9 protein-coding genes and 1 other RNA gene are annotated in these 13,238 nt (G+C 65.8%); 6 read left to right on the top strand and 4 right to left on the bottom strand.

The features are described from left to right. Nucleotides 1-49: 49 nt before the first annotated feature. From IMZ29_RS01840 to gyrA, 4 genes are all read right to left on the bottom strand, one after another. Complete coding sequence (locus IMZ29_RS01840) at nucleotides 50-940, bottom strand: prephenate dehydrogenase (RefSeq protein WP_253206697.1); 891 nt, start codon at nucleotides 938-940, stop codon at nucleotides 50-52. A gap of 152 nt (nucleotides 941-1,092) precedes the next feature. Beyond that, a complete protein-coding gene (gene pheA / locus IMZ29_RS01835) occupies nucleotides 1,093-2,184 on the bottom strand; it encodes a prephenate dehydratase (RefSeq protein WP_216179739.1) in 1,092 nt (363 codons plus the stop codon). After that, a complete protein-coding gene (gene serC / locus IMZ29_RS01830; protein ID WP_216179737.1) occupies nucleotides 2,177-3,310 on the bottom strand; it encodes a 3-phosphoserine/phosphohydroxythreonine transaminase in 1,134 nt (377 codons plus the stop codon). The genes pheA and serC overlap by 8 nt, the downstream gene beginning before the upstream one ends. Continuing rightward, nucleotides 3,303-5,972, bottom strand: coding sequence for a DNA gyrase subunit A (gyrA, locus tag IMZ29_RS01825; protein WP_216180189.1), 2,670 nt, complete (start codon nucleotides 5,970-5,972; stop codon nucleotides 3,303-3,305). The genes serC and gyrA overlap by 8 nt, the downstream gene beginning before the upstream one ends. 696 nt (nucleotides 5,973-6,668) lie before the next feature. Here gyrA and ompA point away from each other — a divergent pair. The 6 genes from ompA to IMZ29_RS01795 all read left to right on the top strand — a co-directional run bounded on the left by ompA (nucleotide 6,669) and on the right by IMZ29_RS01795 (nucleotide 13,088). Further along, on the top strand, nucleotides 6,669-7,319 hold the full coding sequence (gene ompA / locus IMZ29_RS01820) for an outer membrane protein OmpA (protein ID WP_216179735.1): 651 nt from the start codon (nucleotides 6,669-6,671) through the stop codon (nucleotides 7,317-7,319). Between the two features lie 126 nt (nucleotides 7,320-7,445). Further along, the gene (ubiG, locus tag IMZ29_RS01815) at nucleotides 7,446-8,165 is read left to right on the top strand and encodes a bifunctional 2-polyprenyl-6-hydroxyphenol methylase/3-demethylubiquinol 3-O-methyltransferase UbiG (protein WP_216179733.1); all 720 of its coding nucleotides are present in this window, start codon (nucleotides 7,446-7,448) and stop codon (nucleotides 8,163-8,165) included. 3 nt (nucleotides 8,166-8,168) lie between these two features. Beyond that, on the top strand, nucleotides 8,169-8,831 hold the full coding sequence (locus tag IMZ29_RS01810) for an HAD-IA family hydrolase (RefSeq protein WP_216179731.1): 663 nt from the start codon (nucleotides 8,169-8,171) through the stop codon (nucleotides 8,829-8,831). Nucleotides 8,832-9,157: 326 nt separating this feature from the next. Next, entirely contained in the window at nucleotides 9,158-11,338 is a 2,181-nt protein-coding gene (locus IMZ29_RS01805; RefSeq protein WP_216179729.1) for a TonB-dependent receptor domain-containing protein, read from the top strand. Nucleotides 11,339-11,407: 69 nt separating this feature from the next. After that, nucleotides 11,408-11,774: a transfer-messenger RNA gene (gene ssrA / locus IMZ29_RS01800) on the top strand. A 222-nt stretch (nucleotides 11,775-11,996) separates the two neighbouring features. After that, on the top strand, nucleotides 11,997-13,088 hold the full coding sequence (locus IMZ29_RS01795; protein WP_371820065.1) for an ADP-ribosylglycohydrolase family protein: 1,092 nt from the start codon (nucleotides 11,997-11,999) through the stop codon (nucleotides 13,086-13,088). Nucleotides 13,089-13,238: the final 150 nt, after the last annotated feature.

Here is a 13,238-nt window from a genome sequence, read left to right as displayed (position 1 = left end):
TGCGCGTGGGCGTGCGCCAACGGCGCAAGGCCTCGTGTGCTCCGGTACGTTACTCGTGCCGCCAGCCGCCGCGCACGCGTGCGGCGCGCGCGAGGAACGCTTCGAGCGCCTCGCCCTGATCCTCGCGGATGAAGCCGGCCACCGTATCCAGCGTGGCCTGCACGGCCTCAAACTCTGCCAGCAGCGCTTCCCGATTGGCGAGGAAGATGTCGCGCCACATCTCGGCGGATCCGGCGGCGATGCGCGAGAAGTCCCGAAAGCCGCTGCCGGCATAGCTCAGGCGGCGGGCGCCGTCTCCGCTGGCGTCGATCTGCGCCACGTAGGCGGCTGCCAGCAAGTGCGGCAGGTGGCTGACGCTGGCCAGGATCTGGTCGTGTTCATCGGCCGGCATCGTGCTCAACCGCGCGCCGCACGCCGCCCAGGCGGCCTCGACGAATGCGACCTGGGCCGGCGTGTTCTGCGCCAGCGGCGTCAGCACCACGTGCCGACCACGATACAGATCGGCATTGGCCGCCTCGGGCCCCGTGCGCTCACTGCCTGCGATGGGATGCCCAGGCACGAACTGGCCAATCCGCTCGCCCAGGCCTTCACGGGCGGCGGCAATCACGTCCTGTTTGGTGCTGCCGCCATCAGTGACGACGGCGTTGACGCACAGGTGCGACGCCATCGTGCGCAGCACAGCAGGCATCGCGCCCACGGGCGTCGAGAGAAAGATCAGATCAGCCTGCGCGGCGGCCGTGGCGGCATCCGCGACCTCGTCGATGAGGCCGAGCTGCTGCGCTTGCGCGAGCGAGGCGGGATTGCGGCCCACGCCGATGATGCGGCCAACCACGCCGGCAGCACGCAACGCCGCGGCGAACGAGCCGCCGATCAGGCCGACGCCGACGACGGCCAGGACTGGGATCTGCGGTGCCCGGGAAGGCTGTCCAGCATCTCGCAGCACGGCACCGTCAGCGCCGCCTGGCCCAAACGCCGCGATGTCGGCGCCCACGGGCGCGGCATCGCCCTGCGTGGACTGCTGGCCGCCGGACGGCTGCTGCGCCCCTGCAGCCGGATGCTTCGCGCGGCCCCGGGGCTGGCCTTCCCGACCGCTCACGGCTGCGCGGGGTAGGAGCCCAGCAGCTTGAAGAACGCCGTCTGCGCCTGCAGCGTGTCGAACGCCTTGGCGACGTTGGCATCGCTGCGGTGACCCTGCACGTCGACGTAGAAGTAATACTCCCACTGTCCGGTGCGGGCCGGCCGCGATTCGAAGCGCGTCATGGACACACCGTTCTGGGCGAGCGGCGTGAGCATCTGGTAGACGGCGCCGGCCGTATTGGGCACGGCGAGAATGATGCTCGTCTTGTCCCGGCCCGAAGGCAGCGTGTCCTGATGACCGATCGCGAGAAACCGCGTGCGGTTGTGCGGATCGTCCTGGATGCTCGCGGCCACCACCTGGATCTGCCACAGGCTCGCGGCCGATTCGCTCGCGATCGCAGCCACGGTGGGGTCTTCGGCGGCGATGCGCGCGGCTTCGGCATTGCTGCTCACAGCCTCGCGCGGAATGCCCGCGGCGTGCTGGGTCAGCCAGCCCTGGCACTGCGCCAGCGCCTGCGGATGCGCCATCACGCGCGTGACGCCCTCGAGCGTGCCGCTGCGCGTCATGAGGCAGTGCCGCACCACGAGCGAATTCTCGCCGAGGATGCGCACCGGCGAGGACAGCAGCAGATCGAGGGTACGGTTCACGGCGCCTTCGGTGGAGTTCTCCACCGGCACCATGCCCACGTCGGCGCGATTGGATTCCACCGCGCGAAAGACCTCATCGATGGTGACACAGGGCAGTGCCGTCACGGCGTGGCCGAAGTGCGCCAGGGCCACCTGTTCAGAATAGGTGCCCTGCGGTCCCAGGTACGCCACCGTCAGGCCACGCTCCAGGCCGCGGCAGGCAGACATGACTTCCGTCCACACGGCCCGCACGGCCTCGGCCGGGAACGGCCCCGTGTTGCGCGCCTGCAGGCTGCGGATGACCTGGGCTTCGCGTTCGGGCCGCAACACGGCCACGTCCGCGCCACCCAGCGCATGCTTGACCTCGCCCACCTGCTGCGCCACCTGGGCGCGCTGGTTCAGCAGATCGAGGATTTGCGCATCGATCGCATCGATGCGCTCGCGCAGCGGTCCGAGCTGCGCCTGCACGGGATCAGCCATGGCGGGTCTCGAAATCCTTCATGTAGGCGATGAGCGCCTGCACACCTTCGAGCGGCATGGCGTTGTAGATCGAGGCACGCATGCCGCCCACGCTCTTGTGCCCCTTGAGCGCCAGGAGACCGGCTGCCGCCGCGCCCTTCAGGAAGGCATCGTTGTGCGATTCGTCGTTCAGCACGAAGGGCACGTTCATGCGCGAGCGCACGGACGGATGGATGCGCGTGCGGTAGAAGCCGCTCGCCTCCAGGTAGCCGTAGAGCAGATCCGCCTTGGCACGGTTGGCGGCCTCCATGCCGGTAAGGCCGCCGTTGGCGATCACCCACTTGAACACCAGCCCGGCCATGTAGATGGCATACGTGGGCGGCGTGTTGAAGCGCGAGGATTCCTTGGCAACGTTGGCGTAGTCGAACGCCGTGGGGCACACCGGCAACGCATGGCCGATCAGGTCACGGCGCACGATGACGATGGTGACGCCTGCGGGGCCCGCGTTCTTCTGGGCGCCGGCGTACACGAGACCGGTGCGCGCGACGTTCATCGGACGCGACAGGAAGTGCGAGGACGCATCGACGACCAGCGGGACGTCCGCCTGCCCGAGCGCTGCCATGTCCGGCCAGTCGATGAACTCGATACCATCGATGGTCTCGTTGCTGCACAGATGCACGTAGCTCGCATCCGGGCGCACCTGCCACGTGGCGGGATCCGGCATGTACGTGAACGGGGCCTGCTCGCGGCCTTCGATCACGGCGGCCTCTGCCGCCGTCGCGATCACCTGCGCATCGCCGTAGCGCGCGGCTTCCTTTTGCGACTTGCGCGACCACGAGCCCGAGACCACGTAGTCGGCCTTGTGCTCGGGCCGACGCCCAATCAGGTTGAGCGGCACGATGGCGTTCTCGGCCGTGGCGCCACCCTGCATGAAGAGCACGGCATAGTCGTCGCTCACGCCCAGGAGCGTGCGCAGGTCGGCTTCGGCTTCGTCGCAGATCTGCACGAATTCCTTGCCGCGATGGCTCATCTCCATCACGGACATGCCGCTGCCGCGCCAATCCAGCATTTCTTCCGCGGCCTGACGCAGGACGCTTTCCGGCATCGCTGCCGGGCCCGCCGAAAAATTGTAGGGACGTTTAGTCATTGCCGCTCTCGCCGCTCGCTTCGCTGCCGGTGTCGCCCGTCGCCGGGCCTTCGTTGCCTTCGTTGCCTTCGTCGCCCTCGCCCTCGGCATCCAGCACGTCGCCTTCGGCGATACGCTGCACGCCGGACAGACGGCTGCCATCATCCACGCTGATCAAGGTCACGCCTTGCGTGGCGCGGCCCATTTCGCGAATCTCGGCCACGCGGGTGCGCACCAGCACGCCACCATTGGTGATCAGCATGATCTGGTCGGACGGCATGACGAGCACGGCGGCCACGACCTTGCCGTTGCGCTCGCTGGTCTGGATCGCGATCATGCCCTTGGTGCCGCGGCCGTGGCGCGTGTACTCGCTGATCGGGGTGCGCTTGCCAAAGCCGTTCTCGGTGGCCGTGAGCACGCCCTGCGTCTCGTCGCTGGCCACGAGCATGGCGATGACGCTCTGGCCTTCTTCCAGGGACATGCCGCGCACGCCACGCGAATTGCGGCCCATCGGGCGCACGTCGTTCTCATCGAAGCGCACGGCCTTGCCGGAATCCGAGAAGAGCATGACGTCATGCGAGCCATGCGTGAGCGCCACGCCCACCAGGAAGTCGCCCTCGTCCAGATCGACGGCGATGATGCCGGCCTTGCGCGGATTGGAGAACGCCGACAGCGGCGTCTTCTTGACCGTGCCGCGCGAGGTGGACATGAACACGTACTGGTCTTCGACGAAGCCCTTGACCGGCAGGACGGCGGTGACCTTCTCGCCATCGACCAGGGGGAACATGTTGACCATCGGGCGCCCGCGCGAATTGCGCGACCCCTGCGGCACTTCCCAGACCTTCAGCCAGTAGACACGGCCGCGGTTGGAGAAGCACAGGATGTGATCGTGCGTGTTCGCGATGAACAGCCGCTCGACCCAGTCGTCTTCCTTCGTGGCCGTGGCCTGTTTACCCCGCCCGCCACGACGCTGCGCGCGGTACTCGGACAGCGGCTGGCTCTTGATGTAGCCCGTGTGCGAGATCGTCACCACCATGTCGGTGGGGGTGATCAGGTCTTCAGTGTCGAGCTCGTAGGCGTTGTGCTCGATGGTCGAACGCCGCGTGTCCTTGGCGTTGACCGAGAACTCGTTCTTGATCGCGGTGAGTTCGTCGCCGATGATCGTCGTGATGCGCTCGGGCTTGGCGAGGATGTCCAGCAGGTCTGCGATGTTGGACATGACGTCGCGGTATTCGCCGACGATCTTGTCCTGCTCCAGGCCCGTCAGGCGCTGCAGCCGCATGTTCAGGATTTCCTGGGCCTGCACATCGCTCAGGCGGTACTGGCCATCGGCTTGCAGGCCGAAGGCTTCGCCCAGGCCATCCGGCCGGTAGGCCGCGCTGCCACCCGGAGTGTCGTCCTGCGCCCGCGCGAGCATCTCGCGCACGAGCGACGAATCCCAGCTGCGCGTCATCAACTCCTGACGCGCCACCGGGGGCGAGGGCGCCGCCTTGATGATCGCGATGAAGTCATCGATGTTGGCGAGCGCCACGGCCAGGCCTTCCAGCACGTGGCCGCGCTCGCGAGCGCGTCGCAGCTGATACACCGTGCGCCGCGTCACCACCTCGCGGCGGTGCGAGAGGAAGTACTCGACGAGCTGCTTCAGGTTCAACAAGCGCGGCTGGCCATCGACCAGGGCCACGAAGTTCATGCCGAACGTATCCTGCAACTGCGTGTGCTTGTACAGGTTGTTCAGCACCACTTCGGGCACTTCACCGCGCTTCAATTCGATCACCAGACGCATGCCGTCCTTGTCGGACTCGTCGCGAATGTCCGAGATGCCCTCGAGCTTCTTCTCGTTGACCAGCTCGGCCATCCGCTCCTGCAGCGTCTTCTTGTTGACCTGGTAGGGGATCTCGTCGACGACGATGGACTGGCGTCCGCCCTTGTCCATGTCCTCGAAGTGCGTCTTGGCGCGCATCACCACGCGGCCGCGGCCGGTGCGATAGCCTTCACGCACGCCGGACATGCCGTAGATCGTGGCACCCGTGGGGAAGTCCGGCGCCGGGATGCGCTCGATCACGTCATCAATCGAGCAATCCGGGTTGCGCAGCACGAAGAGGCAGCCCTCGACGACTTCGGCGAGGTTGTGCGGCGGAATGTTGGTGGCCATGCCCACGGCAATGCCCGAGCTGCCGTTCACGAGCAGGTTGGGCAGGCGCGCCGGCAGCAGGAGCGGCTCCTTCTCGGAGCCGTCATAGTTGGGGCCGAAATCCACCGTTTCCTGATCGATGTCCGCGAGCATCTCGTGGGCGATCTTGGCGAGGCGGATTTCCGTGTAACGCATGGCCGCCGGGCTGTCCCCGTCGACCGAACCGAAGTTGCCCTGGCCATCGACCAGCGTGTAGCGCAGGGAGAAATCCTGGGCCATCCGCACGATCGTGTCATAGACCGCCTGGTCGCCGTGCGGGTGATACTTACCGATCACGTCGCCGACGATACGCGCGGACTTCTTGTAGGCGCGGTTCCAGTCGTTGTTCAGTTCGTGCATCGCGTACAGCACCCGCCGGTGCACGGGCTTCAGGCCATCGCGCACGTCCGGCAGGGCGCGGCCCACGATCACGCTCATGGCGTAATCGAGGTAGCTGCGGCGCATTTCCTCTTCCAGCGAGACTGGAAGTGTTTCCTTGGCGAAGGAATCCATAGCGTGGGGCATGTAAAAGCGGGGTCAGGCCAAAAAGCGAAAAGGCGCGCCCGAGCGCGCCTAGGGCCAAGCCGTCGAGTTTATCACCCGCACAGCCTCGCACCGCCCCGCTGCTGCCCAGATGACACGCCTCGGGCACGCTCCCTGCGAATGGTCGGGCAACGCCAGCTCGGATAGCACCGGCCAAGTGACCAGCCATCCGCTGCCAGCCAGGCCCACGCCATCCGAGCCCATCGCCTTCTCTATATATAGATAGTCAGTCTGTCACATGCCCCAGCTACAAACCCCGGTGTTGCGAAACATTTCGTCGGATCGCGTTGCGAACGACGGCCATTTGCGGTCTCAGCGGCCGCATCGCGCTTCATCCGGGCTCGCAGCAACCGCGGGCAAACCCGGACACTCTGTGGGAAAAAACCAACACGAAGCGCGCGTCGGCCTGCCGTTTGCTTGCCCCGTCGCGTACGCACATTCCACAATGAAGACACGGGTTTAGCCCCTTGTCCCATTGCTCAGACGGACGTTGCGGAGACCCGCCGCACCACTCGGGAGGTTGTTGAAAATCCTTTGAAACACATATCCTGATTGATATACTGGCCTTCGATTGTCCTGTCCTAGACAGGGCGCCAGTACTTACCTTCTGCGGCGGGGGTTCGCTGCGAAACTCACAATTTCTGCTTCAAGCTCACGAGGAGAAACATGAACAAGCCCTCAAAAATCGCCCTGGCGCTCGCGTTCGCCGCTACGACGATCGGTGGCGTCGCTTCCGCGCAGCAAGTGCGTGCGGTGGCTGATCCGGCCGTGATCGCCCAGAACATCGGCAAAGGCCAAGACAACTGGGTCAACGTCGCCGGTCTGCCCTGGATGAACGGCACGAACGAACACTGCTGGCGCAATGCGTTCTGGACGCCCGCCACTGGCCTGCCCGGCTGCGACGGCACCATCATCGCCCAAGCGCCCGCGCCCGTCGCGCCGCCCCCGGTTGCCGCTCCCGTGAGCGAAAAGGTTGTCTACGACGCTGACACCTTCTTCGACTTCGACAAGACCGACATCAAGCCGGACGGCCGCCAGATGCTGGACGAACTGGTTCGCCAAGTTCAACAGCTCGAGCTGGAAGTCATCATCGCTGTGGGTCACACCGACTCGATCGGTTCCGACACGTACAACCAAGGCCTGTCCGAGCGTCGTGCCAACGCCGTGAAGACCTACCTGGTGAACCGTGGCATCGACCCGAACCGTATCTACACGGAAGGCAAGGGCGAGTCCCAGCCGGTGGCCAGCAACGCCACCCGCGAAGGCCGCGCTCAGAACCGCCGCGTGGAACTGGAAGTCGTCGGTACCCGCCGCTAATCTCGCGTAGGTCTGCCCGGGTCGTGCCTCTGGCACTTCCCGGGCGCCGTGTTTTCCGAGTGGGTAGAATGAACCTGGCAGATGTCTTGCCAGGTTTTTTTTTGCCGTTTTTTTGTCGAGCCCGCCATGACCGCCACGCCGTCCAACGTCAACGCCGCCGAACTCGCGAAGTTCAGCGCCCTCGCCTCGCGCTGGTGGGATCCGACCAGCGAATTCAAGCCGCTGCACGCGATCAATCCGCTGCGTTTGAACTGGATCGAGGAGATCGCAGGCCCGCTCGCCGGGCGGCGCATCCTGGATGTCGGTTGCGGCGGCGGGATTCTGAGCGAGAGCATGGCGGCCAAAGGCGCCAACGTCACGGGCATTGATCTGGCGGACAAGCCGCTGTCCGTGGCTCGACTGCACAGCCTGGAATCCGGCGTGAAGGTGGAGTATCGACGCATCGCTGTTGAAACGCTGGCCTCCGAGAAGCCTGGGCAGTTCGACGTGGTCACGTGCATGGAGATGCTCGAGCACGTGCCCGATCCGGCTTCGGTAGTGCGCGCCTGCTCCACGCTGGTCAAACCCGGCGGCCATGTGTTTCTCTCCACGCTGAACCGCAATCTCAAGTCGTTCCTGCAGGCCATCGTGGCCGCCGAGTTCGTGCTGCGGCTGCTGCCGCGTGGCACCCACGACTACGAGCAGTTCCTCAAGCCCAGTGAACTCGCGTCGGCTGCGCGCGGCGCCGGGCTCAATGTCACCCATCTCCAAGGCTTCACGTACAACCCGCTCACCGACGTGTATTCCCTCACGCCGAACACAGACGTGAACTACCTGATGGCCACCTACCGTCCCCTGGCGAACTGACGCATGCCCGATCTCATTCTTTTCGACTTCGACGGTACGCTGGCCGACACCGCACCGGATCTGGCCGCTGCCGCCAATCTGCAGCGCACGGCGCGCGGGCTGCCTCCGCTGCCCTATGAGCAGCTTCGCCCCGTGGCCTCGCAAGGCGCACGCGGCCTGCTGCGCGTGGCCCTGGATCTGCGTCCCGAGGACATGGAATACCCGGACGTTCGCGATCAGTTCCTGAAAGACTACGCCGCCGGCATGGACCAGCAGTCCGAGCTCTTTGCCGGGGTCGACGCGTTGCTGGGCCAGATCGAGGATGCGGGCATGCGCTGGGGCATCGTCACGAACAAAGTGGCCTGGCTGGCCGAGCCGCTGATTGCGAGCTTGGGCCTCAAAGCCGCGGTGGTCGTGTGCGGCGACACCACGCCGCATGCCAAGCCGCACCCGCTGCCCCTGCTGCATGCGGCGCGCGAACTGGGCACGGATCCCGCGCGCTGTGTGTATATCGGCGACGACCTGCGCGACATCCAGGCCGGCAAGGCTGCCGGCATGCCCACCGTGGCGGCTGCGTGGGGGTATTGCGGTGATGCCGAACCCGTGACGACCTGGCAGGCCGATGCGGTGGCGGACACGCCGCTGGCCGTCTGGCCCGCCCTCCAGCGCTTGGCCAGCGCCAGCTGATCCTTCGGCGTAGACGCACGTCCTGAAACGCCCCGCTCTGCGGGGCGTTTGTCATTCGGGCATCGACGTTTGTCGTCATCGCAAGGCTGTTGCCGACGATGTGCCCAGCGCGGGGCAGCGTCGATCTGCCACCGTCGCGATTCCGTCGAAACGGGGCCGATCCTCTGCAATCTGTCGGCAACGTGCGACAGATATTCAAAACAAAGATACAACTTGATGTCGATTTGTAGAATAATAACGACTCTCATTATTAAATTCGTCTCGACTATCAACCCCTGATCGCGGTCGGCGCTCGTCGGCCCCGTCAACTCGGATAAGCCCGCCGCATGCGTTCGTCTCTCCTGCCCCGCCCTGACTTCGCGCTCTCCCGCCTCACACTCTCCGTCCTGCTGGCTCTGCCCGTGGCAGCCCAGGCGCAGACCGCCGACAATCCCGTGCGCCTGTCCGATATCGTGGTCACAGCCAGCGGCTTCGAGCAGGAGATCGCGCAAGCGCCCGCCAGCATCAGTGTGATCACGCGCGAAGATCTGGAAGCCAAGCCGTTTCGCGATCTGGCAGAAGCCTTGAAGGACGTGCCCGGCATCGACGTGCAAGGCGGCACCGGCAAGACGGGCGGGCTGGACATCAGCATCCGCGGCATGCCGAGCGACTACACGCTCATCCTGATCGACGGGCGCCGGCAGAACGTGGCCGGCGACATCACGCCCAACGGCTTCGGCGCCGCGCTCACGAGCTTCATGCCGCCCGTCTCGGCCATCGAACGCATCGAAGTCATCCGCGGCCCCATGTCCACGCTGTACGGCTCGGACGCCATGGGTGGCGTGATCAACATCATCACGCGCAAGGTATCGCCCGAATGGGGCGGTAGCGCCTCGGCCCAGATCGGCATCCCGCAACACAGTGCCGAAGGCGGCCAGCGCCGCTTCAACGTGTACCTGGATGGCCCCATCGTGAAGGACCTGCTGGGTATCGCCATCCGCGGCGACGTCTACCGCCGCAGCGCTTCGGACCGCATCTGGAGCACCGGCAATGCACGCGATCCGCGCCCGGGCGAGAGCCGGCAGCACACGCTGGGCGCCAAGCTCAGCTTCACGCCCAATCGCAACCACGACGTCTGGCTTGACGTCGAGCAAGGCCGCACCTGGTACGACAACGACGACTGCCGCCTGGGCTCGGTCGATTACCGCAATTGCGCCACGGGCGTGACTGCCGTGGCCGTGAACGGCTATCGGGACTACCTGCGCTTCAATCGCGACCAGGTCGCCGTGGGCCACAGCAGCCGGCTCGGCATCGGCTTGCTCGAGTCCAGCCTGACGCGCTCCACCACGGAGACACTGGGCCGCACGATCCCGTCAGCCGCCCGTCCCGCGCGCGATCCGTCCATCGGCACGGACCGCAAGCTCGAGACGACCAACACCGTCTTCGACACCAAGCTCGTCACCCCGCTGGGCGAATCCCACATCCTCACCACCGGCGCGCAGTGGTGGGACGCCAAGTTCACGGACGGCTTGCTGCCCGAGAACCACAAGCAGACCATGTGGGCGCTCTTTGCCGAAGACGAGTGGCGTCTGACCGACAGCCTCACCGCGACGCTGGGCGGGCGCTACAACCACCATGATGCCTTCGGGGGCGAATTCAGCCCGCGTGGCTACCTGGTGTGGGAAGCCACGCCCAACTGGACGGCCAAGGGCGGGGTGAGCCGCGGCTTTCGCGCGCCGCGCCTGAACCAGCTCATCGACGGTGCAAGCGGCGTCTCTGGCCAAGGCTCCGTGATCAGCATCGGCAATCCGAACCTGAAGCCGGAGATCAGCACCAGCACTGAATTCGGCGTGCTCTTCGACAGCCTCAACGGCACGACCGGCTCGGCCACCCTCTTTCACAACCGCATCACCAACCGCATCACGGGCGGCGGTGACTGCACCGTCAACTACATCTCCAGCTGCTCGGCCAACCCGCAGGCCACCTATTCCATCAACCTGGACGAAGGCAAGACCTGGGGCCTGGAACTCGCGAGCCGCATCGCGCTGGCCGATCGCTGGTCGCTCAACCTGAACTACACCTGGACGGACAGCGAAGCCATCGAGAACGGCGTGAAGAACGGCAAGCTCAGCGACACCGCCAAGCACATCGCCAACGCGCAGCTGCGCTGGGACGCCACCGATCGCCTGAACCTGTGGGTGACGGCAGAGCATCGCGGCAAGAGCCGCCGATTCGACGGCAACCCCGACAACCTGACCGGCAACAACCGCTTGGAGTACAACGCCCTGGGCGATCTCAAGGCCTACACCCTGCTGCACCTGGGCGGCTCCTATCGCGTGTCCCGGAACGTGACGCTGGGCGCCAACGTCTACAACGTGCTCGACAAGAACTTCGACGAGTACCAGGCGTGGACCAACCAGGCGGGCGAGACGGTGCTGGGCAGCCGGTACTTCAAGACGACCTCGGCCACGAAGGGCACGGCCCCCGCAGGCCGCGCCTTCTGGCTCACGGCCAACGTCAACTTCTGATGTCGGCAGGGCGCGACGGGGCTTGAAACCCCGCCCCCCTGCCCCATCTGGAGTACACTAGCAGTCACTGGGGCCGATCCGGATTCGACGGGGGTCGCGAAACAGTGCAGGGCATGTCGAGCACCAGTTCGCTCGTTAAACCACTGGAACACCAATAAACGCCAACGATGAGCGTTTCGCTATCGCCGCTTAAAAACCGGTAAAGCGCGTTGCACTGGTTTGCCTTTGGGCCAGGTGGGGTAACCCACAGCAACGTCATTCACAAAGGATCGGGCGTCACCGGGGTCACACGGGGGCGTCTTAAATCACGTGAATCGCCGTGAGCCGGTCAGTCGGCTGGCCAATCTCACGGTTAAAACTTAACAAGCCGACTAAACATGTAGAACTGCCTGCGGAGGGCTCGCGGACGGGGGTTCAATTCCCCCCGGCTCCACCAGAATTCGCGAGATATCAGTAAAGCTGAAATGGCCAACCCGCAAAGGTTGGCCATTTTTTTATCCGCGTCTTCACGTTTGGCGTCAGCTCGACACAGCCGCTCGCGGTACATTCCCGGCACCCCCTTACGCGCAATTCGAGCATGGCCCTCCCACCGGATAGCGAGCCGCCCATCGACTCACCCCCACCCGCCTGGCACAGGGCACCGCAACCCGAGCACCCCGTGCGCGCGCGGTTCCTCGGCTGCCTCCTCGGCGGTGCCGTCGGCGATGCGCTCGGCGCCCCGGTTGAGTTCATGTCACGGGCGGAGATCCTGCGTCGCTTCGGCCCGGAAGGCATCACCCAGTATTCACCGGCGTATGGCGGTCCCGGGACGATCACCGACGACACGCAGATGACCTTGTTCACGGCCGAGGGCTTGCTCCGGGGCTGGGTGCGGGGCTGCTTCAAGGGCATCACAACGTATACCGGCGTGACGGCACACGCGTATTTGCGCTGGCTGTGCACGCAAGGGGAACGGCCCGCATGCGACGTGGAACTCAGCGCCGAGAAGTCGGGCTGGCTCTACCAGCAGCGTGCGCTGCACAGCCGCCGCGCACCGGGCAACACCTGCCTGTCGGCGCTGCGCGCCATGACATCATTTGGGAAAACGGCCAGCAACGACAGCAAGGGCTGCGGTGGCGTCATGCGGGTGGCGCCGGTGGGCCTCTTCGCCTGGCGCCTGCGTCAGTACGAATCGCCGCAGGATGTCTTTCGGCTAGGGAGCGAGCTGGCGGCGCTGACCCATGGCCACCCAACCGGCATGCTGACGGGCGGCGTGCTGGCGGTGCTGATCCTGGCGTTGACCGATGGCGCGTCGCTGACCGAGGCGCTGGCAGCGGCCAAGCACATCCTGCGCGGTGAGCCCCGCCATGAGGACACGCTGACGACAATCGAAATGGCGGAGGCACATGCTGAAGCCGGCCTGCGCCACGAGGACGCCATCGCTCGGCTAGGCGAAGGCTGGACCGCCGAGGAGGCGCTGGCGATCGCCATCTACTGCGCTCTGGTGGCCCGCGACTTCGAGCACGGCGTCACCCTCGCAGTGAACCACGGCGGCGATTCCGATTCGACCGGCGCCATCGCGGGCAACCTGCTGGGCGCCCTGCATGGCGCGACGGCGATTCCCGCTCGCTGGCTGGAGCCGTTGGAGCTACGGGACGTCATCACCGAGGTGGCGGAAGATCTCTACGCCTTCAAGGATTGGACCATCGGTGAATACAGCGAGAACCACGCGCTGAACGAGCAGATCTGGCGCAAGTACCCGGGATTCTGAACGGGCAGGCCATGACGCCGCGCTGCCGCTGCAGAGGCTGCGGCGCTACGTATGCCACCTGCGCGGCCCCCACGGGACGCCGCAGCGTGTTGCGTAGCACGCCTGAGCCATGGCAACCCATCGCGCGAGCCCCTACAGTGCGAATGCCAG

The sequence above is a fragment of the Verticiella alkaliphila genome (assembly GCF_018904615.1).
Classification (GTDB): domain Bacteria; phylum Pseudomonadota; class Gammaproteobacteria; order Burkholderiales; family Burkholderiaceae_B; genus Verticiella; species Verticiella alkaliphila.
This window is presented reverse-complemented; position numbering and strand designations above follow the sequence as displayed.

Bases quoted from the DNA above. Each gene is read 5' to 3' on its own strand.
- pheA (WP_216179739.1), bottom strand. From the start codon at position 2,184: ATGGCTGATCCCGTGCAGGCGCAGCTCGGACCGCTGCGCGAGCGCATC.
- serC (WP_216179737.1), bottom strand. From the start codon at position 3,310: ATGACTAAACGTCCCTACAATTTTTCGGCGGGCCCGGCAGCGATGCCG.
- gyrA (WP_216180189.1), bottom strand. From the start codon at position 5,972: ATGGATTCCTTCGCCAAGGAAACACTTCCAGTCTCGCTGGAAGAGGAA.
- ompA (WP_216179735.1), top strand. From the start codon at position 6,669: ATGAACAAGCCCTCAAAAATCGCCCTGGCGCTCGCGTTCGCCGCTACG.
- ubiG (WP_216179733.1), top strand. From the start codon at position 7,446: ATGACCGCCACGCCGTCCAACGTCAACGCCGCCGAACTCGCGAAGTTC.
- IMZ29_RS01810 (WP_216179731.1), top strand. From the start codon at position 8,169: ATGCCCGATCTCATTCTTTTCGACTTCGACGGTACGCTGGCCGACACC.
- IMZ29_RS01805 (WP_216179729.1), top strand. From the start codon at position 9,158: ATGCGTTCGTCTCTCCTGCCCCGCCCTGACTTCGCGCTCTCCCGCCTC.